At 70.2% G+C, this 26,523-nt stretch carries 24 protein-coding genes and 2 pseudogenes; 5 read left to right on the forward strand and 21 right to left on the reverse strand.

The window, feature by feature from the left end:
• The first annotated feature begins 41 nt into the window (after positions 1-41).
• A complete protein-coding gene (locus ACIRR9_RS47155) occupies positions 42-677 on the forward strand; it encodes a TetR/AcrR family transcriptional regulator (protein ID WP_403765424.1) in 636 nt (211 codons plus the stop codon).
• Here ACIRR9_RS47155 and ACIRR9_RS47160 read toward each other — a convergent pair.
• From ACIRR9_RS47160 to ACIRR9_RS47170, 3 genes are all read right to left on the reverse strand, one after another.
• A complete protein-coding gene (locus ACIRR9_RS47160; RefSeq protein ID WP_403765425.1) occupies positions 646-1,296 on the reverse strand; it encodes a TetR/AcrR family transcriptional regulator in 651 nt (216 codons plus the stop codon). The genes ACIRR9_RS47155 and ACIRR9_RS47160 overlap by 32 nt on opposite strands.
• Before the next feature lie 108 nt (positions 1,297-1,404).
• Positions 1,405-2,451, reverse strand: coding sequence for a zinc-binding dehydrogenase (locus ACIRR9_RS47165; protein WP_403765427.1), 1,047 nt, complete (start codon positions 2,449-2,451; stop codon positions 1,405-1,407).
• A gap of 163 nt (positions 2,452-2,614) precedes the next feature.
• Positions 2,615-5,836, reverse strand: coding sequence for a bifunctional cytochrome P450/NADPH--P450 reductase (locus tag ACIRR9_RS47170; RefSeq protein ID WP_403765429.1), 3,222 nt, complete (start codon positions 5,834-5,836; stop codon positions 2,615-2,617).
• 253 nt (positions 5,837-6,089) lie between these two features.
• On the opposite strand from ACIRR9_RS47170, the gene ACIRR9_RS47175 reads away from it, so the two are divergent.
• Positions 6,090-6,719 (forward strand): TetR/AcrR family transcriptional regulator, encoded by a 630-nt coding sequence (locus ACIRR9_RS47175; RefSeq protein ID WP_403765431.1) that lies wholly within the window; start codon positions 6,090-6,092, stop codon positions 6,717-6,719.
• Here ACIRR9_RS47175 and ACIRR9_RS47180 read toward each other — a convergent pair.
• From ACIRR9_RS47180 to ACIRR9_RS47195, 4 genes are all read right to left on the reverse strand, one after another.
• On the reverse strand, positions 6,623-7,519 hold the full coding sequence (locus ACIRR9_RS47180) for an aldo/keto reductase (protein WP_403765433.1): 897 nt from the start codon (positions 7,517-7,519) through the stop codon (positions 6,623-6,625). The two genes, ACIRR9_RS47175 and ACIRR9_RS47180, sit on opposite strands and share 97 nt — an antisense overlap.
• A 102-nt stretch (positions 7,520-7,621) precedes the next feature.
• Complete coding sequence (locus ACIRR9_RS47185; RefSeq protein ID WP_403765435.1) at positions 7,622-7,951, reverse strand: NIPSNAP family protein; 330 nt, start codon at positions 7,949-7,951, stop codon at positions 7,622-7,624.
• A 40-nt stretch (positions 7,952-7,991) separates the two neighbouring features.
• Positions 7,992-8,414 (reverse strand): SsgA family sporulation/cell division regulator, encoded by a 423-nt coding sequence (locus ACIRR9_RS47190; protein ID WP_403765437.1) that lies wholly within the window; start codon positions 8,412-8,414, stop codon positions 7,992-7,994.
• A gap of 246 nt (positions 8,415-8,660) precedes the next feature.
• Positions 8,661-9,074 (reverse strand): hypothetical protein, encoded by a 414-nt coding sequence (locus ACIRR9_RS47195; RefSeq protein WP_403765439.1) that lies wholly within the window; start codon positions 9,072-9,074, stop codon positions 8,661-8,663.
• 490 nt (positions 9,075-9,564) lie between these two features.
• Here ACIRR9_RS47195 and ACIRR9_RS47200 point away from each other — a divergent pair.
• Positions 9,565-10,872 (forward strand): annotated as a pseudogene (locus ACIRR9_RS47200) (DUF4158 domain-containing protein); the annotation flags it as partial.
• A 33-nt stretch (positions 10,873-10,905) separates the two neighbouring features.
• Here ACIRR9_RS47200 and ACIRR9_RS47205 read toward each other — a convergent pair.
• The 4 genes from ACIRR9_RS47205 to ACIRR9_RS47220 form a co-directional block, all read right to left on the reverse strand.
• Entirely contained in the window at positions 10,906-11,271 is a 366-nt protein-coding gene (locus tag ACIRR9_RS47205; protein WP_403765481.1) for a DUF805 domain-containing protein, read from the reverse strand.
• 187 nt (positions 11,272-11,458) lie between these two features.
• Positions 11,459-11,830, reverse strand: coding sequence for a DoxX family protein (locus ACIRR9_RS47210; RefSeq protein ID WP_403765441.1), 372 nt, complete (start codon positions 11,828-11,830; stop codon positions 11,459-11,461).
• A gap of 52 nt (positions 11,831-11,882) precedes the next feature.
• Entirely contained in the window at positions 11,883-12,650 is a 768-nt protein-coding gene (locus tag ACIRR9_RS47215; RefSeq protein WP_403765443.1) for an SDR family NAD(P)-dependent oxidoreductase, read from the reverse strand.
• Positions 12,651-12,887: 237 nt separating this feature from the next.
• Entirely contained in the window at positions 12,888-13,562 is a 675-nt protein-coding gene (locus ACIRR9_RS47220) for an SDR family NAD(P)-dependent oxidoreductase (RefSeq protein WP_403765445.1), read from the reverse strand.
• Positions 13,563-13,691: 129 nt separating this feature from the next.
• Between ACIRR9_RS47220 and ACIRR9_RS47225 the strand changes: the two genes are divergently transcribed.
• Entirely contained in the window at positions 13,692-14,405 is a 714-nt protein-coding gene (locus ACIRR9_RS47225; RefSeq protein WP_403765447.1) for a TetR/AcrR family transcriptional regulator, read from the forward strand.
• Positions 14,406-14,566: 161 nt separating this feature from the next.
• Here ACIRR9_RS47225 and ACIRR9_RS47230 read toward each other — a convergent pair whose 3' ends face one another.
• The 10 genes and pseudogenes from ACIRR9_RS47230 to ACIRR9_RS47275 form a co-directional block, all read right to left on the reverse strand.
• Positions 14,567-15,079, reverse strand: a complete 513-nt coding sequence (locus tag ACIRR9_RS47230; protein ID WP_403765449.1) for an alcohol dehydrogenase catalytic domain-containing protein — start codon at positions 15,077-15,079, stop codon at positions 14,567-14,569.
• Positions 14,991-15,179 (reverse strand): annotated as a pseudogene (locus ACIRR9_RS47235) (alcohol dehydrogenase catalytic domain-containing protein); the annotation flags it as partial. The pseudogene ACIRR9_RS47235 and the gene ACIRR9_RS47230, both read right to left, overlap by 89 nt.
• 23 nt (positions 15,180-15,202) lie before the next feature.
• Positions 15,203-15,790, reverse strand: coding sequence for a cytochrome P450 (locus ACIRR9_RS47240; RefSeq protein WP_403765451.1), 588 nt, complete (start codon positions 15,788-15,790; stop codon positions 15,203-15,205).
• 335 nt (positions 15,791-16,125) lie between these two features.
• Positions 16,126-17,649 (reverse strand): glycosyltransferase family 39 protein, encoded by a 1,524-nt coding sequence (locus ACIRR9_RS47245; RefSeq protein ID WP_403765453.1) that lies wholly within the window; start codon positions 17,647-17,649, stop codon positions 16,126-16,128.
• 148 nt (positions 17,650-17,797) lie between these two features.
• Positions 17,798-18,355, reverse strand: coding sequence for a YbhB/YbcL family Raf kinase inhibitor-like protein (locus tag ACIRR9_RS47250; RefSeq protein ID WP_403765455.1), 558 nt, complete (start codon positions 18,353-18,355; stop codon positions 17,798-17,800).
• Between the two features lie 97 nt (positions 18,356-18,452).
• Positions 18,453-19,472 (reverse strand): TauD/TfdA family dioxygenase, encoded by a 1,020-nt coding sequence (locus ACIRR9_RS47255; protein ID WP_403765457.1) that lies wholly within the window; start codon positions 19,470-19,472, stop codon positions 18,453-18,455.
• A 42-nt stretch (positions 19,473-19,514) separates the two neighbouring features.
• Complete coding sequence (locus ACIRR9_RS47260; protein ID WP_403765459.1) at positions 19,515-20,606, reverse strand: phenazine antibiotic biosynthesis protein; 1,092 nt, start codon at positions 20,604-20,606, stop codon at positions 19,515-19,517.
• Positions 20,603-21,532: an HpcH/HpaI aldolase/citrate lyase family protein gene (locus ACIRR9_RS47265; RefSeq protein ID WP_403765461.1), complete on the reverse strand. Its 930-nt coding sequence runs from the start codon at positions 21,530-21,532 to the stop codon at positions 20,603-20,605. Before ACIRR9_RS47265 ends, ACIRR9_RS47260 begins: the two co-directional genes overlap by 4 nt.
• Positions 21,529-22,680, reverse strand: coding sequence for a CaiB/BaiF CoA transferase family protein (locus ACIRR9_RS47270; RefSeq protein ID WP_403765463.1), 1,152 nt, complete (start codon positions 22,678-22,680; stop codon positions 21,529-21,531). The genes ACIRR9_RS47265 and ACIRR9_RS47270 overlap by 4 nt, the downstream gene beginning before the upstream one ends.
• An 18-nt stretch (positions 22,681-22,698) precedes the next feature.
• Complete coding sequence (locus ACIRR9_RS47275) at positions 22,699-24,096, reverse strand: carboxylesterase family protein (RefSeq protein WP_403765465.1); 1,398 nt, start codon at positions 24,094-24,096, stop codon at positions 22,699-22,701.
• Positions 24,097-24,385: 289 nt separating this feature from the next.
• On the opposite strand from ACIRR9_RS47275, the gene ACIRR9_RS47280 reads away from it, so the two are divergent.
• On the forward strand, positions 24,386-26,523 hold a 2,138-nt coding region (locus tag ACIRR9_RS47280), incomplete at its 3' end, for a type I polyketide synthase (RefSeq protein ID WP_403765467.1).

Here is a 26,523-nt window from a genome sequence, read left to right on the forward strand (position 1 = left end):
GTAATGGCAGGGTTATCGTCACGGCCGTTACACTGGGGCGTATGCCGACGTCAGCCCCGCCCAAGAACCGCTTCGAGCGGCGCCGCGCCGAGACCCGTCAGGCGCTCGTCCGTGCGGCCCGGCAGATCCTCGCGGAGACCGGGGACACCAGCGCGAGCATCCAGGCCATCGCCGAGCGCGCCGATGTCGGGTTCGGCTCCTTCTACAACCACTTCGAGTCGAAGACGGAGCTCTTCGACGCCGCGGTGACGGACGCCCTGGAGGAGTTCGGGCAGGTCATCGACGCGCGCGTGGCAGGCATCGACGACCCGGCCGAGCTGGTCGCGGCCGGTTTCCGGCTCACCGCCCGGATGGCCGACTCCCACCCGGAACTGATGCGGATCCTGCGTGACCGCGGCCTGTCCCACATTCACTCCGACAGCGGTCTCTCGCCGCGCGCCCTGCGCGACCTGGAGATCGGCATCGCGTCGGGCCGCTTCACCTGCGACAACGCGACCACCGCCCTGTCCGCCCTGGGCGGCACCCTGCTGTCCCTCGTGGCGCTCCGGCTGGACCGCCCGGACCTGGACGGTGACGAGGCCGCCTCCGACCTGGCCGAGATGGTCCTGCGCATGCTCGGCGTCCCCCCGGACGACGCCCATGAGGTCACCCGGCTTCCGCTGCCCGACCCCGCCTGACGACGTCCTGCACCTGGAACCCAGCCGCCCGTGGTGCCACGCCGGCGGCGACGAGGAAGGCGGTGGCCGCGGCCTCACCCGCGGGGTCCATCCACGTGCACGCGGCGTTCTTCTCGGCAAGGGCCAGCATCAGCGCCTCCAGCGCCTGGGCGAGAACGGGTGCGGGAAGGTGGTCCGCGAAGACGCCTTCGCACTGACCACGTCGTAGGGTCGCGACAGCCTCTTCACGAGCCGGTGCCAGAGTGGCGCGGATCGCATCCTCTCCCAGGTGGCGGCGCCCCAGGGCGATGAGCATGCGGTACTGGTCGCCCACCGTCCAGGCTGCCAGCACCATCCGCGTCATCGTCTCGATCGGGTCGGCCTCCGGGGTACGGGCTGCGGCGAACGCCTGCCGGAGTTCACGGCCTGCTTCCTGGGCCAGGTGGGCGATCAGCGCATGTCGGCTGGGGAAGTGTCCGTAGAGGGTGCGTCGGGCGACGCCGGCCGCCTGGGCGATGCTGTCGAGACTCGCGTCGGGGTCCTCCCGCAGTTTCTGCCGGGCGGTCGCGAGGATGCGTCTGCGATTGGAGTGAGCATCCCTGCGCTGCGGCGCGCGGCCCAGGGCGTCGGTCGTCTGCATGGTTCCGTCTCTCCACGGTTGCCGGAAAGCCGTGGGCGCCGGTGCTCCCTCACGCACCGGCGCCCACTCACCCCTGCCCGAGGTGACTTGATGTCCTGCTGACAGGCGTCAGGGGACGAGGATGAGGCGGATCGGGTCGCCGATCTTGTTCTCCAGACGGCTGACCGCGTCGGCCGCGTCCACCAGCGAGATGTGGTCCGTGATGGAGGGGGCCAGGTCGAGGCGGCCTGCCGCGGTGAGCCGCACCAGCTCGGAGACGGACTCGGGGCTGCCGCCGTAGTGACCGCGCACCTGCTTGCACAGGTAGTTGAAGGTCAGGCCCTCGGTGATGGTGAGCGGCCTGGGGGTGATGCCCACCAGGATCAGGGAACCGCCCAGGCCGAGCACGGAGGCGGCCTGCTCGCGGACGGCGGGTACGCCGGCGCAGTCGAAGGCGAAGTCCAGACCGCGTCCGTCGGTGGCCGCGCGGACCTGGTCGGCGAAGTCGGGTGCGGCCGGGTCCAGGGCGTGGTCGGCGCCGAAGGCGAGGGCGCGTTCGCGGGCGCTGGGCAGTGGGTCGACGGCGATGATCGGGGCCGCGCCGACCAGGCGGGCGAGGCGTACGTTGTGGGCGCCGACTCCGCCCACGCCCCAGATGCCGACGGACTGGGCGGGACGGACGCCCGCGGTGGTGACGACGGCGGCATAGGGGGTGGAGACCGCGTCGGGGATGATCGCCGCCTGATCGAAGGGGAGGCTGTCGGGGATGGGGATGAGGGTGTCCTCGCGGGCGATGACGTACTCGGCCCAGCCGCCGTCGTAGTCGATGCCGGCGGTGAGCATCTGGGTGCAGGGGCGGCGGCGCACGCATCCGGCGCACTTACCGCAGGTCTTGCCGGCCTCCAGGGTGACGCGGGTGCCGACGGGCAGGCCGCGCTTGAGGTCGGGGCCGAGGGTGTGGATCACACCGGCGACCTCGTGGCCGACGGTGACCGTGTCGGAGGCGGCGAAGAGGGGGACGAGGGAGCCGTCGATCAGGTGGACGTCCGAGAGGCAGACGCCTGCGGCCTTCACCTCGATGAGGACCTCGCCCGGGCCGGGCACGGGGATGGGGACCTCCTCCACGGCGAACTTCTTGCTGTCCAGGTGGCAGCGTCCGGCGAGCATGGTGTCCATGACGATCTGCTTTCTCTGAGCGGCACTTGGCGATTTCGGGCCGATAGGTGCCGTGTGGTGTCCGAATGGCTTGTGGTGGCCGGGAGACGTGCGGGGAGTGGCAGGACGGGGGCCGCACGCCTCCCGGCGGCTGGAGGTCGCACGCCTTCACGGCGTACGACGGTCAGGCGAAGACGTCCTGCTGGTAGCGCTCGTCGGCCTCGAGCTGGGCGAGCCACTGCTGGGCGGTCTCGTCGTCGCAGCCGGTCTTCTGGCGGTGGATGGCGGCCAGTGCCTCGCGGACGGCGGGTGCCATACGGCGGCCGTCACCGCAGACGTAGATGTACGCGCCGTCCTCGATGGCCTGCCACACCGTGTCGGCGGCATGGGCGATGGCGTTCTGCACGAACCAGGCCGGGTGGCCGGTCACCGCGGAGAAGGCGGTGTGGATCTGCGCGATCCCGGCCTGCTCCCAGTCCCGCATCTCCTGGCGGTAGAAGTAGTCGTGCTCCGGGTGACGGCAGCCGACGAAGACTTGCGACAGACCGACCTGCGTGCCGTTGCCGTGCTGCCAGGCCCGCTCCTCCAGGAAGCCGCGCAGCGGCGCGATGCCGGTGCCGGGGCCGATGAGGATCAACGGCGTGGCGGGGTCGGCGGGCGGGGCGAACGTCGGGGAGGGCACGCGTACGTAGCCGTACACGACGTCTCCGGGTTCGAGGCCGGCGATGTAGGAGGAGCAGGTGCCGCGGTACTGGCCGTCACCGGACAGGGCCGGGCCCTCCAGCAGGCCAACGGTCAGGCGCACATGGCGCGGGTTGGCCGACGGGGCGGAGGAGATGGAGTAGAAGCGGGGGCGGATCGGGCCCGTCATCTCCAGGAAGACCGCCAGCGGCAGCTCGACCGCCTCGAAGCGCTCCAGCAGGCCAAGCACCGAGACCCGCTTGCCGAGGATCTCCTTGCTGTAGCGCTCCTCGGCCTCCTCCGTGTCGGCGGTGTACGCCTGGAGCTGCGGCCGGGTCCACGGGCACTGGGTGTACTCGGCCAGGCTCTGGATCTGGGAGCGGGTGGCCACGTCCTGCAGCTCCACGAACTCGGTGAGCAGGATCCCGGCGGTGACGGGGACGCCGACCGGCAGGTGGGTGCGGCCCCCGCCGGGCTGGTCGAGCCGCAGCACCTGGCCGTACTCGACACCGAGCCGCCTCAATGCGCGTTCCACCAGGGAGAGTTCGTTCTTGGCGAAGACGGCCAGGTGGTTGCCGGTGTCGTAGGTGATGCCGTCGGGCAGCTCGACGGTGATGGACTTCGCGGATGGGCGCGGCGGCTCGGTACTGAAGTCCCACAGGCCGGTCGCGTCGGCCACGAGCTCCTCGTTGGCCACCACCGTGAGCGGGTACGCCTGCTCGGAGACGATGGCGGGGCGTACGTCGGACTCGGTGAGCAGCTGGACCTGGTAGCGCGGGCCGCTCGCCTCGGAGGTGTCGGCGGCGTACTCCTCGGCCAGAGTGGACCACAGGGTGTCCATCCACCGCGTGGCCATGCCGTCGAAGTCACCTGCGGCGTCCGCGATGCCGCGCTCGACGACCGGGGTGGCGCCGGCGGCCAGCAGACCTTCCTCGATCCGCTTGGGGAACGCCTGGTAGGTGGCCACCCACTGGGTGTTGCCGGCGCCCAGCAGCGCGAACCGCACATTGGACAGCGCACCCTCCGGCAGACCGGCGGCGAGCAGGTCGTCGAAGCGCTGGGCGTTGTCGGGCGCCTTGCCGTTGTAGCTGGCGGCAACGACGGCGAGCAGGCCCTCGGTGGGCAGGTCGTCACTCAGGTCGTCCAGGCTCACCAGGGTGGTGCCGAAGCCGGAGCGCTCGCTGCGGTCGGCGATGGTGCGTGCCAGGTCCTCGCAGGAGCCGAGGCTGGAGCCGTAGGCGACGGTCAGGTTCACCCCGACGCCGCTGACCGCTGTCTGCGCCTGTGTGTCGCCGGTCTGCAGGTCGGCGGCGCCGAAGACGGTCCGCTGGTGCTCCTGACGCTTGCGGACGACCAGCTGGAAGTCGCCGGGCTTGCGGGTGAGGGCCTCGCGGACGTCCATCTTGTAGTCGGTGGTGTCGGAGAACCTGAACTTCTGCAGCACCAGCGCCAGCGCCAGGCGGGCCTCGGTCAGCGCGAACTGGCGGCCGATGCAGGCACGCACACCGTTGCCGAACGGCTTGTAGGCGTGCGGGTGTTGCGCGGCGCGGTTCTCCGGCAGCCACCGGTCGATGTCGAACTCCTCCGGCCGGTCCCACGCCTTGGGGTGGGAGTGCAGGGCGCCCATGAGGATGTTGGCCCTGGTTCCCTTCTTCAGCTCGTACCGGTCGCCGATGACGGTGTCGTCGATGGGTGCCTTGGCGATCAGCGGGATGGGAGCCCACAGGCGCAGGGTCTCCTCCAGGATCCGCGGGATCACGTCGAGCTGCATGATCGTGTCGTAGTCCGGGACCGTGTCACCGGGCAGCAGGCGGTCGACCTCGGCGTATGCCTGCGCCAGGACATGCGGGTTGCGCATCAGCGAGTACGTGGCGAACGACAGCAGGCCACTGGTGGTCTCGTGACCGGCGATCAGGAAGGTCACCACCTGGTCGCGGACGTTGTCGTCCGCCAGCAGCTTGCCGGTCTCCGGGTCGGTGGCCTCCAGCATCAGGCCGAGCAGGTCTTCCTCGCCGGTGCCATTCCCCTCGCGGCGCTCCTTGATCACGCTCTCGACCAGGTCGCGCATCAGCTGGATGTTCTCGCGGTACTTCCTGTCGTCCGCCTTGCGGAGTTTGGTCATCATCGGCAGCTCCTGGGAGCGCCGCATCGACTCGATCAGCGCCTCCAGCAGTGCGTTGAGGAAGGGGTGCAGCTCCTCCTTGTCGAAGGACCGGAAGCGGTAGCCGAAGCCGGACAGAGCGATGGTGTCCAGGGTGAGCCGGGTGTAGTCGTCGGTGATGGCGACCGGCCGGCCCTCCCGGCTCTCCCACTTGCCGACCAGGTTCTGGGCGATCTCCAGCATCTGACCGAAGTAGGTCTTCATGGCCCGCTGGCTGAAGGCCGGCAGCAGGATCCGGTGGGCCATGGCCCATTCCTCTTCGTACTGGTGGGCCGTGAACAGGCCCGCCCCCGTGTAGTCCCGCACATGGCTCAGCGGCGTCTTCTCGATCTGCTTGAAGAACCGCGTCTCGTCGCAGACCTCGGCCACCAGGTCGGGGTCGTAGACGAAGACCTGCTCGATGCCGGCGATGTCCATGCCGTAGATGCCCTCGGGGAACCGCTTGGACAGCTCGTTGAAGTACTCCACCGGGTTGGTGTCGGGGATCTGAGGCGTGTGGCCGAGCAGGGGGATCCCGCGGGGGGACCTGATGGGGCGAAGGTCGTTCGCGGAGTGCGTGGTCATGGCTTGCTCCTCTGCGTGGAGGCGGTGGAGGGGATGGGCAAGGGCGCGTTGCGCTGGTCAATGCAGTGGCGCCACACGGAAACATACGCCGTATGGAATTAGTACCGTACGGCGTATGGAAACTTGAAGCAAGCCCGGTCGTCCACTTCGGTGCCGTGACGCGGGTTATTTCCGTACGATGTATGAAACTGGTACCGTACGGGGTATGGAAAACAAGGTGAGGCGTCCCCCTCGGGGCACGAGGAAGAGAGACGTGCCTCTGACCGAGGCCGGGATCTATACCGCCGCCCTGCGGCTCATCGACGATGACGGGGTCGAGGCGCTCACCATGCGCAAACTCGCGACCGCACTCGACGCGAACCCGATGTCGCTGTACCACCACGTGCCGAACAAGGAAGCCGTACTGCGCGGCGTGGCGAGAACGGTCGGCGCCCAGTTCCGCACCGTGACGCTTCGGGACGCTCCCTGGCAGGAGCGCATCCGCCTGCTCGCCACGGATTTCCGGACGCTGGCACACCGTCACCCAAGGCTGATGGCCTACTCGTTCAGCCAGCCGGACTTCATCCAGCCCGACGACCCGTTCTGGACCGCGCTCACCGCGATCGTGGCCGCTGCCGGGGTGTCGCAGCCGGAGGTCCCGGAGATCGCCGCTCTCATGGTCGCCGTCGTCGTCGGTGTCCTCGGCGCCGAACTCAACGGCTCGCTGCAGCAGTGGGCGAGCCTCAAGTTCCCCGGTGCCGCTGCCGACGAGGGCGAGACCACGGACGCGGACCGTGCAGGCCCTGATCAGGACCACATGTTCCGGCTGGTGATCGACACGCTCATCACGGGCCTGGAGGGCCGGCTCGCCGCCGCTGGTAACGGCCAGGGCGTCGGCCGCTGAGTCCGTGGCCCCAAGGCGATGCGGCCTGGGCGCGTCCATGGCCGGGCGAGTCCGGGCCACTGGACGCGCCCAGGCCGCAACGCGACGCCGCCACGCGCAAGGAGCACCCCGTACTCTCCGGACAGACCGTCCCGATGCGGCCGCTGCCGACGCGCGATGCGTTGCGGCTGGGCCAGGCGACCGACCTGTGGCTCAGGACAGCACTCAGCGTCCTCGTGGCGACGGCCGCGCCGAGTCTGATCCTCCTTGCCGCCGGCCGAGTCGACCCGGTGTTCGAGCAAGTCGAGAGTGCTGAGGGGAACCCAACTCCAGGCGGTGGCTGCGGGCGGTGACGGACTCGCCCCTCGCTCAGGCGCCAGGTGCGCGGTGCCGCCGGGCCCCGCAGGCAAGGGCCCCGGCGGTGTCCGCGGCAGTGGGCGGGACAAGCCCCGGGGCGAGCGTCTGGTCCAGCTGGGCACATGCCCCTCGGGGTAGCGGGCCCCGAAGCCGCCGTGGGGCAGGATCTCGTCGATCGCCGTCAGGTCGGCCCCGGTCAGGGTGACGTCGGCTACGGCGGCGTTCCCCTCCACGCGCTTCGGGCTGCGAGTGCCGAGGATGGGCACGACCTGCTCGCCGCGGCTGAGTAACCAGGCCAGGGCCAGCCGGGCAACGGTGATTCCCTTACCGACGGTGAGGTCGGCGAGCCGGTTGACGGCCTCGACGTTCTGCTCGAAGTTGCCGGGCTGCCAACGCGCGTCGAAGCTGCGCAGGGCTTGCGGTGGGACGGCGGGGTTGTGCCGGCAGTGGTCCGTCGACCACATGGCCGAGGTGGAGGCCGCCCGGGCCACCTACGACGCGCCCTCGGTGAACGCCGCCACAGCTGAATGACCGCCGTCCCGGCGTCACTCGTCACAGGCCGGCCGTCAGCGCAAGGGCGAGTCTGCGGTGGGCGTCAGGAGGGTCTCGTCGAGGCCGACGATCTGGCCGATGTCGAAGCCCTCCATGTCGGCGCGGAATTCAGGACTCGACAGGTACGCCTCCAGCCGCTCCCGCACGTCGTCGGCGTCCCTGTAGGAAACGAGGGCGTACAGCCGGGGAGTCTCGCTTCCGGGCGCCGCGGGCACCGTCCAGACGCCGTGTGTGGTGATCCGGTGCTTGGCCATGCCGGGAATGTGCCGGGCCCAGATCTTCTCGTAGTCGGAGAGGGCGTCGGCGCTGCGCAGGGTGTAGACACGAAGCTGGTACTGGGACATGACACTGGTTCCTTTTCTTCTGAGCATGGTTGGTCGGCGGTCAGCCCCGGGAGAGGATGTGGGCCAGTTCGGCATCCCAGTCGATGTGTCCGGACTCGGCACCTCGGGGCACCAGGGTCTCTGTGTCCTCCAGGAAGGACGTGATGTCCCGCACGGGGACCTCGAGCAAGGCGGTGCCTGCGGAAGCCCCGAGGGCGATGTACATCGACTGGTCACGCTGCCCGGCGGCCGACCAGATCCGGACGTCCGCGTAGCCTGCGGAACCCTTCAGGCCGTCAGCCAGAAGATCTCGCCCCAGGACCCATTCGACGGGCTCGTCGCAGTCGACGAAGAAGACGGCATGGACGACATAGGGATCGGTGGGCTCGTACCGCAGGCGTACGCACATGGGCAGTGAGTGGGCGTGTGAGACGACCAGTTGCACGGCCACCTGCCGCTCCACGGTCTTCAAGGACTTCTTCATCGGCTTCCGGCTCCTGTGCTCGGCTCGGCGGCGCCTCACGCCCGCGCCTGTGGCAATGAGGCAGCGCGGGCGGAGGCGGTACGGCAGGGCGTGGGCGCCGGACTGCACTGGCGCACCGCGCGATGAGTGGCGCTGCACCCACTCGTCCGGCTGTCGGGGACGCCGACCCCGACAGCCGGACGCGTCGCTGCCGCCGGCAGGGATCGGACCGGGGGACGCGGCGGGCTCACGGCCTGCGGACCCGTCTCACCGCTCGTCGCGGCTCAGGTCGTAATGGTCCGTGCCGCGGTCGTCGCGCTGGTAGCGGGTCACGTCGTACCGGTACGACCTGTCGGACTTCCAGCCGTGTCCCTCCGCCTCCCCACGGTAGAAGTGACCATCGCGGTAGAAGAGCCCTTTGCAGTCGTGCCGGCTCGAGTCGGTGCCGCGGCGGTCCTGGTGCCAGCCGTGGGTCTCGTCGCAGGAGTAGCCCTGCTCGAGCAGGTAGCCGACACCGTGGTCCCAGCTGTAGTCAGCGGTCTCGCCGCTGCCAGTCGGCCGCTGGACGTGCGCTGACGCAAGGGGCGCGGCCGAGGCGGTGCCCCCGGCGCCGAGGACGGCGACACCGGCGACCGCAACCGAGGAGACAGTGAGGGCGATGCGCTTCGTGAGCTTCTTCATGATCTTTCCTTCCTGGTGGCGTGATCTGCGCCAACGGCGGTTCGGTCAGGCGATGTGTGGCGCCGGGCGTGGTCCCGGCAGGCACTTCCATACATCGTATGGAACTACCCTCCAAGTATTACCATACGGCGTATGGAAATGTCGAAGTGACGAAGGCAACCGGGGTGAACGGCGCCCATGAGCGCCAACAGTTTTCGGTCCCCGAGCGAGTAAGGCATCGCCGCCCCTCGGCTCACGGGGGCTCCGTTTACGTGCCGCTGCTCGGCACGATCGCTTCGCTCCGCGGCCGGGTCGGCCGTCCCGCCGTAAGCCGGACTCGCAGTTCGGCCGAGCGGGGTAACGGCCCCGGGACTGGAACATCGGTACAGCCGTTGGCGCCGAGATAGATCATGATCAGTGCGCGGTGATCAGCGAGCACAGGTGATCAGCCCCGTGGGGGCCTTCGGCCAAAGCTCCACGGTCTGTCGTGGTGGGTGGTTGCCTCCGACGCGTGCCGGTGGAATTCCTGACTGCCGAACAGGCCGAGGCGTACGGGAAGTTCGCCGAGGAGCCGACGCGCCCGGAGTTGGAGCGCTTCTTCTTCCTGGACGACGTGGACCGCGACCTGATTGCGCTGCGGCGTACGCAGTACCACCAACTGGGCTTCGCCTTGCGGATGTGCACGGCGCGCTATATCGGCCGGTTTCTACCGGATGATCCGCTGGGTGTGCCGTGGCCGGTGGTGGAGCACCTGGCCGAGCAGCTCGGAACCGAGGACGTCTCGGTCGTGAAGCGGTACACCGAGCGTCCGAAGACGGCGTACGAGCACGCGGGGAGATCCGGGACGCGTACGAGTACCACGAGTACCGCGATCCGGAGTGGGGGCGGAAGTTCCGGACGTTCCTGCACGGGCGGGCGCGGACGGCGCATTCGGAGAGGCCGAAGGCGCTGTTCGACCACGCGGTGGGCTGGCTGCGTAGGCACCGGGTGCTGCTGCCCGGTGTTTCGGTGCTGGCGCGGGAGGTGTTCGAGGTCCGCGAGCTCGCGGACAAGCGCCTGCACACGACAGTCGCGAGCGGCCTGGCGGGTGGATCCGTCGCTGCCCGCCGACCTGGTGGCGCTGCTGGAGACCCCGGAGGGCAGGCGGTACTCGTACCTGGAGACCTTCCGCCGGCCGCCGACGAGGACCACGGGTACGGCGATGAAGCGGGCGCTGGAGCGGGTGGACGAGATCGCCGTGTACCGGCTGGGGCGGGTGAAGCTGGACAAGCTCCCGCCGAACCGGCTCGCCGCGCTGGCCCGGTACGGCCTGGGGTCGAGGGCGACGAGCCTTCAGCGGGCGAGCGAGCCGAAGCGCACCGCGATGCTGACCGCGGTGCTGCGGCACCTGGAGGCCAAGGCCATCGACGACGCGCTGGAGCTGTTCGCGGTGCTGATGGCGACCCAGCTGATCAGCACCGCGAAGCGGCTTACGAACAAGGACCGGCTCTCCACGCTGCCGCAGTTGGAGAAGGCGTCGCGCATCGCGGCCCGCCTCTCGAAGGTGGTCATGGAGGAGCTGGAACACCTTGAGGCGTCCGGCAAGAGGGTGGATGCGGAAGCGATGTGGCGGGTGCTGGAGGAGGTCGCGCCGCGGGCGCAGCTCTGGAGCGCGGCCACCACGGTGGCCGGCCTGGTCCCGGAGGACGACGACTCGGCGAAGGTCGCGATCCGCGAGGCGCTGGCCAACCGCTACAACACGGTGCACCCGTTCCTGTCGCTGCTCGGCGACACCAAGATGCTCGGCGCCGCCGCGAAGCGTCGCGTCAGGGGGCACCGCTTCTCCACCCCCCCCACATCATGCGCGGCCCGCTCAGTGGTCTGCCTTGAGGGACGGGCCGTACTGATTGGCGCCTGGAACGCTGTCCACGGCCATGCCCACGAGGTAGAGGACGGGGCCGACGACTGGGATCAGGGCGATGAGCATCCTCCAGCCGGTCCTGCCTGTGTCATGCAGCCGGCGGACGGAGACGGACAGCATGGGCACGATGAACGGCAGCAGGAGGACGCTCAGCAGCGGGGCCTCTGCTGCCCAGCTGATCCCTCCGATCACGGCAGTGGCCATCACGTACAGCACCGAGTACCACCAGTACTCCGACCGCCGGGCGCGACCGGAAAACGTGGCGTACTTCGTGGTGAGACACGTGCGGGACGCCTCGATGAACGACATTCTCGGCATGATGGTTCCTTCGAATCGAACGGGGTGGGACACAAGCCGGACCGCGAGAGCGGTCACGCGGACAGCGGGAAGACGGCAGTGTCCTCGCCGGTCACGGCGGAGCCGACATGGTCGTGCCCGAGGAAGCCGGACCGGGGCGGTGGCCTGATGGCCTTCGTTCAGCAGCTGCGGTAGAGGGGTGGCGGCTTCAGAAGCTGTACGGGCCGAAGCGTCCCCAGGCCACCAGCGCGGCGAGGATCAGCAGGACGGCGTTGAGGCCGATCGCGGGGAATTCCTTCTTGCGCGCGTGATAGGCCGCGGCCAGCAGCATCGTTGTGCCAAGGCCGACAGCGGCCAGTGGCGTCAGGACGGTGGCGATGCCGGTGGCCGCGGGCAGGATCAGCCCGAGGGAGCCGGCGAACTCCACGATGCCGATGAAGCGGACGGTGCCGGGCGAGAAGTCGGCGACCCAGGGCAGGTTCTCGACGAGCTTGTCCTTGGGCTGGGTGGATTTCATGACACCGGCCATGGCGAACATGACGGCCAGTACGCCCTGCACGATCCACAGGAAGATGTTCATCAGGGGTGGAGTCCTTCGACGCGAGGGAGGGGGAGCGGGGCGGAGCGGGCTGCTAGCCGAGGAGGCTGCCGCCGGTGGCGTCGAGGGAGGCTCCGGTGATCCACCGCGCCCGGTCGGTGGCGAGGAAGACCACCACGTCGGCGACCTCCTCCGGCTCGCCCAGGCGCTTGAATGCCGACAGCTGCGACATCGGCTCGCGCACCTCGGGCATCTGGAAGGCCGCGCTGCCGTTGTCCGTGGCACCGGGGAGCACGCTGTTGACCGTGATCCGCCGAGGGGCGAGGTGCCGGGCGAAGTGCAGCGTGAGCTGGTCGAGCGCGCCCTTGGACATCGCGTAGACGACCTGCGGCGGCATGGCCATGCGCGTGACCGCGGAGGAGATGTTGACGATGCGTCCGCCGTCCGGGACCAGCCCGAGGGCCCGCTGGACGAGGAGAAAGGGGGCCTTGGCGTTGACCGCGAAGATCTCGTCGATCTGCTCGGCGGACACCTCTTCCGGTGCATCGCCGGGCGTCGTCGCAGCGGCGTTGTTCACCAGGATGTCCAGGACCCTCTCGCCGGTGTGCTCGCGCAGTCCGGCCTCCAGCTGGTCAAACAGCTGATCGACGGCGCCGGGCGCGCCCAGTTCTGCGCCGACGGCAAAGGCCCGTCCGCCGTCCTTCTCGATGAGGCCGACGGTCTCCTGGGCGGCCTGCTTGTCGCGCCCGTAGTGCACGGCGACCAGGGCCCCCTCGCGGGCGAGGCCACGGGCGGTGGCCCGGCCGATGCCGCGGCTGGATCCGGTGACGAGAGCGGTCTTGCCATTGAGCGTGCTGGTCATGCTGGAGTCCTTGCTGTGTTCGGGAACTAGGGTTTGGGCAGCCGTTGAAGACGGCTTCGGCCTGGCCGCGGCGCTTGTACGGGTCCCAGTACAGGCGCGCGACCTGCTCGGGGGCGGCCCCGGGGGAATGCTTTCGGGGCCGCCCTGGCCGAGCCAGGTGTTGATGGCGACGTGCGCGGCGTAGATACCGGGAGGCCGGGAGGCCAGGAGGCCAGGAGGTCGGGTGGCTGATGGGCGTCAGAGACTGAAGACGAGTTCGGCCTGGTCGCGCTTGGTGGTGTGCAGGTCCCAGTAGATCGGGGAGATCTCCTCGGGCTGGGCGGTCGGGAATCCGGGGACCGCCGGCGTGCCGATCGACACGTTGATGGCGACGTGCGCCGCCTGGACGCCAGTGCCGTCCAGCTCCTTGTGCAGGTTGATCACCCAGTTGCGCAGCGCCGCGGCGGCGGCGTTGACGTTGGCGATCTGCGGCACGGGGTCGACGGAGCCGGCGCCGGTGGTGAACAGCAGGGTGCCCGCGCCGGCCTCACGCATGGCGGGCAGCACCGCGCGGGTGGCGGCGATGGCTCCGTAGAGCTGGAAGTCCATCTCGTGCTGCACGTCGGCCGGTTCGGTCGCGGCCGGGGTGGTCATGACGGTCTGGAGGCCGCCGACCGGGGAGTACTCCAGGACGTCGATGCCGCCGAAGTGCGTAGCTGCGTCCTTGAGCGCCTGAGTGAGCGCGGTGCGGTCCAGGACGTCGGCGGGGAACGCAGCGGCGCTGATGCCCTCGACGGCCAGCTCACCGGCCAGATCTTCGAGCTTGGCCCTGTTGCGGGCGATCAGTGCGACGTCGTAGCCGTGAGTGCCGTAGGTGCGGGCAATGGCGAGGCCCAGCTGGGGGCCGGCGCCGACGATGGCGATGGTGGGCATGCGACAGCCTTTCGCGGAAGCAGAGGCGGAAAGGGTTATCCGTTTTGTTTCCGGAAAGCCCTATCCGTTTCGCTGCCCACCGTAACACAGGAACTGGATAACGCATTCCGGTTTGCTAGTCTGATCGTCATGAGCCCCCGAGGTCCCCACACCGCCGCCGACGCCGGTACGGTTGATTCCGCAGGTCAGTCCAAGCGCAGCGACGCGGAGCGCAACCGGGGGCGGATTATCGCCGCCGCGCGCACGGTCTTCGGGCGCGACGGGCTGAACGCGTCGATGGCTTCGGTCGCACGGGAGGCCGGGGTGGGGATCGCCACCCTCTTCCGTCACTTCCCCCGCAAGGAAGATCTCGTCGCTGCGGTCTTCGCCGACCGCATGAAGGCGTACGCACAGGCCACCACCGAGGCCCTGGCCGACCCCGACCCCTGGCACGGCTTCACCGGCTACATCCACGACGTCTGCGCGATGCAGGCCGCCGACCGCGGCTTCGCCGACGTCCTGACCATGAGCTTCCCCGGCGTCCCGGAACTGGAGCAGCACCATGCCCGGGCGTACGAGGGCTTCCTCGAACTCATCGGCCGCGCCAAGCACAGCGGGCAACTGCGCGAGGACTTCACCAGCCGGGACCTCGTGCTGCTGCTGATGGCCAACGCCGGAGTCCTCAGCGCCACCGGCGACGCCGCCCCGGACGCGTGGCGCCGCCTGGTGGCATGGATGATCCAGTCCTTCCAGGCCCCGGCCCGTGGTCCGCTGCCGGACCCGCCGGAAGACGCTGCGCTGTACGAGGCCATGCGCCGCGCCAGCCAGGGCGTCACCGCCCCCGAGACCGGAAAGCGACGCTGAATCAGCGACCGGTGGGACAGGGCGACCGCGGTGAGGTCGCCGTTGGATGCGGGCTCCGAGATCGACTGCTCGCAAACCCGTCGGTCTCCCCACGGCACCGGCGCCAGACGGCCGGGCCTGATGACGCAGCTTCTACCTCCCCTGCATCGTCGCACCTGTCGTCAAACGATGGCGACGACGGTGGTCGCCGCGCTGAGCGCGCGCAGAATCTGGATGGTCATCTGGCCCAGACCGCCGGCCCCGATCACGACCGCGGTCGAGCCGGGCCCCAGCAGGTGCAGCGAACGTTTGACGGAGTGATAGCTGGTCAGTCCGGCGTCGTTGAGCGGAGCGGCCTGGCGGGGGTCGAGGGTGCCCAGCGAGATCAGGTAACGCGCTGCCGGAACCAGCAGGTACTCGGCCATGCCGCCGTCGTGACCGCCGCCCAGGCCCGGGCCCTGACCACCGAGGTTCTGGCAGTAATTCTCCCGGCCCTGACGGCAGTTGGCGCACACCCCGCAGCCCCAGGAACCGTAGACGATCACAGGGTCCCCGGGGACGAACCCGGTGACCCCCGGTCCCGGCCGTTCTACCCATCCCGCGTTTTTCGTGGCCGAGTGTGAAGGGCGGCATGAAACCGGGCAGCGGTGCGGGTGCCTCCATGATGTGCAGATCGGAGTGGCACGCGCCGGCACCTCCGACCTTCACCAGGACCTGCCCCGGGCCGGGCTCCGGTACCGGCACCTCGCGCAGCCCGGGCGGTTGCCGCCATCCGACGCGTTGGAATGCCCGCATGGTGATCCTTTGCGCACGCCGGGTCAGTCGCGGATGCCGTCGATGTCGACCGGGACGTGCCGTGGCCCCCGGAAGATCTGGTTGTGCCGGTACGGCGGCGGGTCCTCGACGAGCCGGGGGCTGCGCACCCGGCGGACGAACTCGCCGACCGCGATCTGGACCTCGAGGCGCGCGAGCGGAGCGCCGAAGCAGAAGTGGATGCCCTGGCTGAATCCGAGGTGCTGGTTGTCACGGCGTTCGAGGTCGAGTTCGTCCGGTTCGGTGAACCGTTCCGGATCGCGGTTCGCCGAGCCGTACGCCAGGAAGATCGGCGCTCCCTTCGGGATGGTGGTGCCGGCGATGTCGATGTCCTCCACTGCGGAGCGGGTGTGCCAGAACTGCACCGACGACTCGAAGCGCAGCAGCTCCTCCACCCCGGGCACGATGAGCTCGGGCCGGCGGCGCAGTGTCTCCAGCGCGTCGGGGTGCCGGAGCAGGGTGAGCACGCTGTGGGCGATGAGATTGACCGTGGTTTCGTGTCCCGCGAAGATCAGGAGCAGGGCGTTGCTCGCGAGCACGCCCTTGGACATCCCTCCCTCCGGGGGTGTCGTGTCGGACTGCGCGGTGTGCATGATCGAAATTGTTTCCTCCTGCCGGTGCGGTGCGAAGGCCGAGGCGAGCCAACGACCGAGCGGCGGAAGCACGTCCTGCTCCGGCAGATACACGTTGCGGGGATGGACGATGTTGTTGGCAAGGGCGTACTGGTCGGGGAAGCGGCAGCGATAGTACAGACGCTGGTTGCTGCACTGACCCTGCGGCGGCCCGCCCTGCCTTGCGGGAACGGCCGGGACGCGGCGTTCCCGGCCACCTCGACCGCAACGCCGACGACGCGGATACGAGCCTCGTGCGCGGCGACGCACCACTCCGTGTACCGCGCCAGGCCGGCCCGCGGTATACCGGGGAAGCCTCAGGCGGCGACGCGGCCCCGGCTGTCGTAGTGCTTGATTCGCGGCCACAGCTGCTGCCAGTCATCGTGGAATCCGGTGCACAGCCACACCGGAACGTCGGCGTTGATGCCGAGGTAGCCGTCCGGGTTGTCGTCGAAGCGGGCTACCTCACGCACCTCGGCGAACGCGGCGCGGAACTCGGCCGGGGGCCTGTCTCCGACCCACAGCACCGTGGTCACCTCGTCCGCGGGCGGGCCGAAGGCGGAGTAGCCGCGGTCCGGGCTTTTGGCCTTCGGCAGGCCGCGCGATTCCCCGTACGAGTCCAGGGCACCCGCCTGGCGGTAGGTGTCGGCGACCAGGGCCACCGGGCCCGGACCGGCCGACCGGTAAGCCGTGGCGACGGTGTCGACGAGTTCCGGCCAGCCGGTGCTGCCCCGGGTCAGGATGTTGACCTGCGCCCCGGTCGACACCGGGAGCACCGACAGCGACAGCGGCACGGCGATGAGCGCCGCCAGGATCAGCCCGGGGGCGCCGGCGGCCACCCGCCACACGCGCCCGCGCAGGTCGATCGAACCCGCGGCGAAGAGCAGGGGCAACAGCCCGCCGGTGTACGTGTGCCGGCCGCCCGCGATCAGGAAGGCCAGGATGACGCCGCCGGCGGTGATGCCGAGGAAGCGGTGGGCCGGGATACGCCACAGCCGCACGACGCCGCGGACCGCCAGGGCCACACCGACCGGGATTCCGGCGTAGAAGAGCACGAGCGGCAGGAAGCCGAGCCGCCCACCGGCATCCCGCTGCGCCTCGTCCGCGATGACGCTCGTCATCTCGATCTGCGGCCAGCCGTGGCTCGCCTGCCAGAGCAGACCCGGCACGGCGCTGAGGATCGCCACGGCGCCACCGACCCACAGCAGCGGACGGCGCAGGAGCTCCCGCGGGCCGGCGAAGAGCACGGCGACGATCATGACGGCCCACAGCGAGACGATCAGGTACTTGTTCTCCAGCGCCACCGCGGTGACCAGGGTGGCGATCAGCAGCAGCCGATCCTGGCGCAGGCGGTTCCACCGGACGACCAGCCACAGCACCGTCGCCCACAGCGCCGAGTCGATCGCCGTCGTCGCCAGCGTGGCGCTGAGCGACAGCAGCAGGATCGACGTGGCCGCGGTCAGGGCCGCCACCGTCTGGGCGCGGCGCTCACCGCCCAGCTCGCGGGCGGTGAGCGCGCTCAGCACGACCATGGCGACCATACACAGGGTGGCCGGCAGCCGCAGCAGCACGAGCGAGTGCGCGACGGACCACAGGCCGTGGGCCAGCACCGGGGTGAGCGGCGGCTGGTCCACGTAGCCCCAGGCCGGGTGGCCGCCCGCGCCGATGAAGTAGAGCTCGTTGCTGTACGCGCCGATCCGCCCGCTGACCGCGGTGATCACGGCCGCGACCGCCGCCGCGGTGATGAGCACCGGCCGCCAGGCGATCGGCGGCGTGGCGTCGGTGCCGATGACGAGTGGGGCCTCGTTGTGCGGCGCGGCGGCACTGACTTGTTCGGTCATCGTGGGGCTCCTTCTCGCCACGCGGGCCGTTGACGGCGGCTGATCGTGCATGATGGACGGTCGCCGTCCGGGCACGATCGGTCGCAGAGTAGGCCGCGGTGGGTTGCCCCTGGCATCCTCAGACCTGGTAGTCCTGATCTTGATTGATTCAGGGGTTCTCGTAGAAGCCGTCGATGCGGCCCCGGGCGAGCACGGTGCCGGCCGCCGCGAGCACGGCCGCGGGCTTGGCGGTCTCCACGCCCGTGGCGATCGGCTCGCCGAGGGCGAAGAGCTGGAAGGCGTACCGGTGCGGGCCGTGGCTCTTGATCGGGGCCGGTCCCAGGTAACCGACGCCCTTGCCGGACTGCAGTGGCCGTACGCCGGTCGCCGGGCTGGTGCCGTCGAGCGCGCCCCGCGCGAGGCTCGTCACCGACGGTTCGATGAGGAAGACGCCGTGGTTGAACGGCTTGGGGGTGGGTGCATCAGGGTCCTCGACGACCAGCAACAGCTGTGCCGTGCCCTCGGGCGCCGCCGTCCAGGCGAGCGCGGGCGAGGCGTTCTCCCCGCCCAGCTTGCGGCTGGCGTGCACCACCGGGAGCGTCACCTCGTGGCCGAAGTCGGGGCTGGTCACGGCCAGGGTCTCGGCCCCTGCCAGGTGCGGCGCGTGCCAGGCAAGGTTCGCGTCACCCGCGCGCCGGTTCTTCAGTAACTTTCCGAGCAGTGCCATGACTTCTCCCTGCCGGGTATGTGACAAAAGGGCAGCAATACTGTCCAGGAAATGCCGCCCAACCTACCATCGTGATCTTCCACCGTGGATGCCGGAGTCAGGCCGGGATCGCCACGCCCAGTTCCCCGGCCTGCCGGCGCTGGAACTCGCCGAACTCGCCCTGCAGTTGCCAGCGCGTGCCGGCGCCCCGAAGGGTGCCGCCCTCGCGGGTGCCCCACGCCGCCTCGTACCCGGGCGGCAACGACCGGCTCGACGGCACGGAGAACCACATCCGCAGCAGGTGCCGTCCCGCCTCGGGCTCCTCGCTGGCGAAGGCCGTGCGGCCGTGCAGCACCAGATGGTTGTTGATCACCTGCAGATCGCCCGGCTCGAACTGCATGGGCGTGACCAGGCCGGGCCGGGCGGCGATCTCCTCGACCTTGTTGATGGCCTCAAGCTGCCGCTCGGTCAGCCGCGGCGCGTCAGGGTTGTCCTGGCTGCGCAGCACCCGGCGGATGTAGAACCGGGTCGTGGTACGCCCTTCGTGCCGACCGAAGACCGGGCTCAGGAAAACGTCCGGATGCTCGTCGTCGGGGGAGGCGACGTCAGCGAAGGGCATCGGCTCGTACAGCGCGCTCAGCAGCTCGGGGCACTCCCAGGACATCTCCCGGCGTACAGCCTCCGCGCTGACCACGAGGCTGGTGCCGCCCTGCGAGGCTGCCCGTCGGCACAGCAGGGTGACCACGTCGGTCGAGTCGATGTGGAAGCCGATGTGCTGATTCGACGTGTGCACCCGCAGCTTGCCCGCCCGGCGCTCGTCGCGAATGTCGACCATGCTGGAGTCGCTGTTGTTCTGGATCATGGGCACGCCGATGTACATGCCGAGTCCCCAGTAGAGCCGGCGGACCTCGTCCTCGCTCTTGTCGCCGACCGGAACTCCCCGGACCAGGGCGAAGCCCGGCTCGTTCTCGATGGAGTCGACGATGCCGCGCAGCCTCGGCCCCAGCGCGGGCAGCGGGAAGTCGGCGGGGCTCGCGGCGAAGTCCGGCTTGCCGCTCCTGAGCAGCACGCCCAGCGCGTCGTCGATCTCGGCCGCCTCAGCGGGGTCCAGGCGGTGCAGCCACGGTTGGTCAGACATCACACTTTCCTTCTCCTGGGAATGATGGGACGCGTCGGCGCATCAGTAGATGCCCTCGATCACCCGCTCACCACCGAACGTCTCGACCGGCCGGGGGTCGGCCACCGAGTCGCCGAACTGCCCCTCGGCGCCCGGCACGCGTACGGCGGAGTCCCGTTCGAGGTTGTTGGGCGCGAAGAAGCCCTTGCTCACGTGGTTCATCACGACCTGCCCGCGCCGGCCGTAGTCCACCGTCTCCCCCGTCTCCGGGTCGATCACCCGGAAGGTCACCACCGGGGTGTACGGGTCGTAGATCACGTGATCGCCGGTGCCGGTCCCGGCGCGCTCGGCGGCCCCCTCAAGGATCATCGCGCTGTTGTAGCGGCTCACCATGCGTACGCCCGGGAAGTACACGTGCTGCAGCTCGTAGCGCTCGTCGGCCGTCATGTGGGCGCCGCCCCAGAACACCACGCTCACCTTGGTGTTGATGAGCTCGACAAGCAGCGGACGTCCGGAGCACGCGCGCAGCAGCGGCGGCGTGATCACCAGCAGCCCGACGTTCTGAGTCGTCAGGACGTGTTCGATCTGGTCCAGTACGTGCTCCACGTACGCCTTGACCTGGTCGTTCTCGCCCCGGGCGATGAGCTTCTTGACCCAGCGCGGGTCGACGTCGATGGTGAACTTGATCGTGTTCTGCCGACGCACCACGTCGTCGTACTGGCCGCCGATCTTGTGCGGGCCGGTCGGCGTCGCGATCAGGATGTTGCCCGGCTCCCGCCCGGCGAACACCGGCCCGGCGAGCATCCGGTCGATGGAGCTCTCGAACCAGTCCGGCATGAGGATCACGCGTTTGGGCGCACCGGTGGTGCCGCCGGTCTCGAAGACCTTCGGCGCCGGGGGCCGGGGGCCGTACCCCCGAGGGATGAGGTCCTCCACGGGAATGTCGCGCAGCTCGTCGACGACGTTGGGGAACAGCGTCAGATCGTCGTACGTACGCACGTCGGTCAGCGGGTCGAAGTCCAGCGACCCGGCCCGCCGCAGCCAGAAGGGCGACCCGGTGTCCTCGCCGAAATGCCACTGCAGCGCAGCCCTGAGATAGGCCTCGGGGTCGGCCGGGCGGATCGCCGGGTCCAGCACCGCCCACTGCTCGGTCATGAAGAATCTCCGTTGCTCTCGGTGTCGCGTAGCGATGGGGTGGCCCCGGTCTGGGCCTCCGCGATCAGATCGAGTGCGGTGGCCAGCTCCAGCACCTGGCGGGCGCGGGCCAAGGCGGGCGGGCCGACCATCTTGCCCTGCGCGGTGACGACGATCGACCGGCTCTCCGTGGCGGCGAGGTCCGCGGCCGCGAAGACCTCCAGCGCGTCGTCGATCTCATTGGTCGTCGGGGTGTAGACGTCGTGGATGATCGGGATCTGCGCCGGGTGGATCGCCATCCGGCCGAGGAACCCGAGCCGGCGGCCGTGCCGACTGGTGACCATCAGCCCGCGCAGGTCCCGGGGCTCGGCGTAGACGCTCTGGATCGGGTTGGGCAGGCCGGCGGCGCGGGCGGCGACGATCACCCGGGCCCGGGCGCTGTCCATGGTCGGGCCCTCGTTGGTGGTGTTGAGGTCGGCCCGCAGGTCGGACTCGCCCAGGCCCACCATCGTCACCCGCTCGGACGCGGTGGCCAGCTCGTACGCGCGCTCCAGCGCCTCGGCCGACTCGATGAGCACATGGATCCGGCCTGGATGGCCGAGCTCGTCGAGCACGCCGGCGACGAGCCGCACCTCCTCGGGTGAGGAGACCTTCGCTACCCGCAGCCCCGCGAGCCCGGCTCCGGCCACGGCCCGGATGTCGTCCTCGCACAGACCCGAGGACACCGGGTTCACCCGGACATAGGTGGGCTTGGCGGCCAAGGTCGTGACGGCCTCGGCCACGATCTCGCGGGCCCGGGGCTTCTCCGGCGGGGGGACGGCATCCTCCAGGTCGAGGATCACCGCGTCGGTCTCGGTGTCGTAGGCCCGGGCTATCCGCTCCGGATGATGGCCGGGCACGTAGAGGCAGCTGCGGAAGACCTGCCGCCGGGTCTCGTCGGTGCTCATGCCTCGGTCTCTCCTGTGAATTCCTCGGTGTGCTCGCCGACGCGCGGGCCGGCCCAGTCGATGCGGCCCGGAGTGGCCGACAGCCGGAACGGCAGTCCCGGCATGTGTACGGTGCCGAGCTCCGCGTCGGGCACCTCCACGGTCAGGCCGCGGGCGCGAAACTGAGGGTCGTTCAGGACGTCGTCGACCTCGTATATGGGGGCGACCGCCGCCTGCGCCTCCTCGAACGCGGTGATGACCTCGTCGCGCTTGCGGGCGGCGATCCACGACCGCACGGCGTCGTCGAGCACCTCGCGGTGCGCGGCCCGGCCGCTTCCGGTGGCGAACCACGGCTCCTCGCTCAGCTCGGGGCGGCCGACCAGCCGGACGACGCGCTCGGCGATCGAGAGCGCCGACGCGGACACCGCCACCCAGCGGCCGTCCGCACACCGGTAGACGTTGCGGGGCGCGCTGTTGTGGCTGCGGTTGCCGATTCGCTCGGGCTTGACGCCCAGATGCTCGTACACGGTGAGCTGGGCGCCCAGCGTGCCGATCAGCGTCTCCGTGATCGCGACGTCCGCGACCTGACCGGTACCGACCGTGTCGCGGGCGCGCAGCCCGATCAGGACCGCCAGGGCGGCGTGCAGCCCGGCCACGGCGTCGCCCAGGGGGAACGACGGCAGGGCGGGCGGGCCGTCCGGCTCACCGGACATCGCGGCCAGCCCGCTCATCGCCTCGGCCAGCGTGCCGAAGCCAGGGCGCCGCGCGTACGGGCCGTCCTGGCCGAACGCGGTCACCCGGGCCAGCACCAGCCGCGGATTCGCCTCGGCGAGCACCTCCGGGCCGAGTCCCCAGCGCTCCAGCGTGCCGGGCCGGAAGTTCTCGATCAGCGCGTCGGCGCGGCGCACCAGGCGCAGGAAACTCTCGGCGCCCGCGGGCTCGCGCAGGTCGAGCACCACGCTCTTCTTGTTGCGGCCCAGCACCTTCCACAGCAGCGGGACGCCGTTCTGGGTGTGACCGAACCCGCGTACGGGATCGCCGCCCGGCGCCTCGACCTTGATGACCTCGGCACCGTAGTCGCCGAGCAGCCGCGCCGCGAAGGGGCCCGCGAAGAGCGTGGACGCATCGATCACGGTGAGGCCGGCCAGGGGGTGCGGAGTGTCCGACACGGTGGGACCTTTCCGTGATCAGTGTGCCGCGGCGGCGATCCGGTGCGGGGTCTGGTTCTTTGGTGACCACGGCGTCCAGGGCGCGCGACCGTCGCGGGCCAGGGCGAGCAGAGCGGCCTGGTCCAGCGCGGCGACAGCGCGGTCGTCCTCGGAGCCGACCTCGCCCTCGGGGTCGAGGAACAGCGACGCCACGTCAGCGCCGTGCACCGGCCGCATCGCCACCGCGGGATAGGAGAGCGCGGTCTGCCAGTTGGTCGTCGGTGCGTAGTCGAACTTCTGCATCCATCCCGTCCCGCCGCCCTGGTGATGGGCGGCGATCAGCTTCCGGGCCGGTCCGACCCAGCGGTACTCGGACAGCTGTTGCACCTTCTCCTCGTGCGACACCGACTGGTCACTGCCGGCGAAGACGCGCGAGTAGGCGTGGTCGACCGCACCCCAGGCGTCCCACACACCGGCCTCCTCAGCGACGTTGGACACCAGCAGCGCGACTCCGGCCATGAGACCGTCGGCCAGCGCGTCGAGGGGCGCCTTGGGCAGGATGGTGCCGTCGACGAAGGGCCCGTACCTGATGATGATCGGGCCTCCGGCGCGCGAGACGCTCTGCCGCAGCAGCCGCCGGTGCACGGTCCGCAGGCCGACGTTGGGCAGCTCGGCAAGGTCGGCCGCCGTGGCCGCCAGGGCGCCCGCGGCCGCCAGGAACTCCTCGGCGAACTCCGTGGCGTCCTTCTCCGGCATCGGTGCCTGCGCCCCGCTGTAGGAGGCGGCCTTGTGGAACAGCCCTCGGGCCGCCGGCGCGCCCAGCAGCGCGCCCAGGTCGGAGGCGCCTGAGGACATGCCGAAGACGGTGACGTTGTCCGGATCACCGCCGAACGCCGCGATGTTGTCCTTGACCCAGCGCAGCATGAGGATCTGGTCGAGCAGGGCAAGGTTGGCGCTGTCCTTGAACTCCGGGTCCAGCGCGCCCAGATAGAGCCAGCCCCACGGGCCGAGCCGGTAGTTCGGGGTCACGACGACGGCGTTGTGCCGGGCGGCGAAGTGCCACACATCGATCATCGGGGTGCTGCCCGCACCGTAGGCCCGGCTGCCGAAGTGCAGCCACACCAGCACCGGGCGCCGGGCGTCCGGGTCCGGACCGGGCGACCAGACGTTCAGGTTGAGGCAGTCCTCGGACTCGGCGGCGTCGGGGAAGACCGAGGACGGGCTCCGGCCGGCCACGATCGGCAACTGCCAGCAGATCGGCCCCCAGTGGCGGCCGTCGACCGGCTCACCCGGCAACGCGGGCACCGGCGGGTGGAAACGCTGCTCGACCCGGCCGTAGGGCACGCCCCGCCAGTTCGGTGTCCCGCGGTCCAGGAAACCCCGGACCGTGCCGGACGACGTCTCCACCACCAAGTCGCGATCAATACGGTCACCCATGGCTGTCAGCTCCCGGAGTCGAGGGCGGGTGGGGTGAGAACCGCGTCGATGATTCCAGGACGGTAGACGGCCCTGGAACCACCAATGCTGGTGGTTTCGCGGCGGGGGAGCGCTCCCCAGCGGGCAGCGGGCAGCGGGCAGCGGGCAGCGGGCGTCGCCCGTGGACTACCAGGTTTGAGGAATTCCCCGCGCTCCCGGCGGCGGTTAGCTTGGAACTCTGCCCGCCGAAGTGCGGATGCCGTCACCCCCTCCGCCCGAGCGCGGAATCCCCCTGACCGGAGGTTGACCGATGGGTGCTGCGCGCGCTGACCGTCTCGTCGCTGTGGTCGGTCTCTCGTGCCGCTTGCCCCACGCCGAGGACCTGGACGCCTTCTGGAAGCTGCTGCGGTCCGGGGCGTCGGGCGTCACCGAGGCCGGCGACGACCGGTGGCCCGGCCAGGGCGACCCGGCCCGGCCCGCTGCCTTGCGCCGCGGAGGCTTCCTCCCGCAGGTCGACACCTTCGACCCGGGCTTCTTCGGCATCTCGCCGCGCGAGGCCGTCGAGATGGACCCGCAGCAACGGCTCGCCCTGGAACTGAGTTGGGAAGCACTCGAGCACGCCGGCATCGTCCCCGGCACACTGCGCGGCGAGCCGGTCCCCGTCTACGTCGGCGTGATGGCCGACGACTACGCCAAACTGCGCCTGGCCGACGCCGGCGACGACCCCGACCAGTACGCGCAGGCCGGCACCCAGCGCGCCCTGATCGCCAACCGCATCTCCCACTTCCTGGGCGTGCAAGGCGAGAGCATGGCGGTCGACACCGGCCAGTCCTCGTCGCTGGTCGCCGTCCACCTGGCGTGCGAGGCGCTGCTCAGCGGACGCGCGACCGCAGCGCTGGCCGGCGGCGTCCAGCTCAACCTGCTCGAAGAGACCGCCCTCATGGCGGCGAAGCTCGGCACCCTGTCCGCGGACGGCCAGTGCTACACCTTCGACGCACGGGCCGACGGCTATGTGCGCGGCGAGGGCGGCGGCTTCGTGGTCCTCAAGACGCTGGCCCGCGCGCTCGCCGACGGCGACGACATACACGCCGTCATCCGCGGCACCGCGACGAACAACGGCGGCTCGGCCCGCGGCCTGTCCGTGCCCAGCGCGGCGGCGCAGGAGGCGGTGCTGCGTCAGGCCTACGAGCGCGCGGACGTGGACCCGGCGCAGGTGCAGTACGTGGAGCTGCACGGCACCGGCACCAAGGTCGGCGACCCGATCGAGGCCGAAGCCCTCGGCGCCGTCCTGGGCCGGGGCCGATCGTCGGCGCAACCGCTGGTCGTGGGCTCGGTGAAGACGAACATCGGGCACCTGGAGGGGGCGGCCGGCATCGCCGGGCTGCTCAAGACGGTGCTGATGATCCGGCACCGGGGCATCGTGGCCAGCCTGAACTTCGCGGAGCCGAACCCGGCGATCCGGTTCGAGGAGTGGCGGTTGCGGGTGGCGACGGCTGCCGCGCCGTGGCCGGGGTCCGGAGCGCCGGAGTCCGGAGCGGAGGAGCCGCTCCTGGCCGGGGTGTCGTCGTTCGGGATCGGGGGCTCGAACTGCCATGTCGTGCTGAGCTCCGTGCCTGTCCCTCACGCCGGGTCGGCGGTTTCGGAGCCGGGGGCCTCTTCCGGGGCCGGCGTCGTGCCCTGGGTGCTGTCGGGTCGGTCGGCCGAGGCGGTGGCGGCGCAGGCGGAGCGGTTGCGGGCGCGTGTCGAGGCAGATCCCACGCTGCGGCCGGCGGATGTGGCGTGGTCATTGCTGCATGCACGGGAAGCTTTCGATCATCGTGCGGTGGTGGTGGGCAGGGATCGTGATCAGCTGCTTGCCGGTGTGCGTGAGGTGTCTTCGGTGGTTGCGCAGGCGAGTCCGCGGGTGGGGGTGTTGTTCACGGGTCAGGGTGCGCAGCGGGTGGGTATGGCGCGGGGCCTGTATGGGAGTTCGCCGGTGTTCGCGGCTGTGGTGGATGAGATTGTCGCGGAGTTGGATCCGTTGCTGGATCGTCCGCTGTTCGAGGTGATGTGGGGTGAGGATCCGGATCTGATTAATGAGACGGGGTGGGCGCAGCCGGCGCTGTTCGTGGTGGAGGCGGCGCTGTTCGCTGTGTTGCGTTCTCATGGTGTGAGTCCGGCTTTTCTGCTGGGTCATTCGATCGGTGAGGTGACGGCTGCTTTTGTGGCGGGGGTGTGGTCGCTTGCTGATGCGTGTCGGGTGGTGGCGGCGCGGGCGAGGTTGATGCAGGCGTTGCCGGCTGGTGGGGCTATGGCTGCGGTTGAGCTGTCTGAGGCGGATGTTGTTGCGTTGCTGCCGGAGGGTGTGTCGGTGGCTGCGGTCAACACTGTTGGTTCGGTGGTGGTGTCGGGTCCGCGGGATGCGGTGGAGGAGTTGCTGGCGTCGGTTTCGGTGAAGGTGACGCGGTT

The organism is Streptomyces sp. NPDC101234 (assembly GCF_044767525.1).
GTDB classification, from domain to species: domain Bacteria; phylum Actinomycetota; class Actinomycetes; order Streptomycetales; family Streptomycetaceae; genus Streptomyces; species Streptomyces sasae.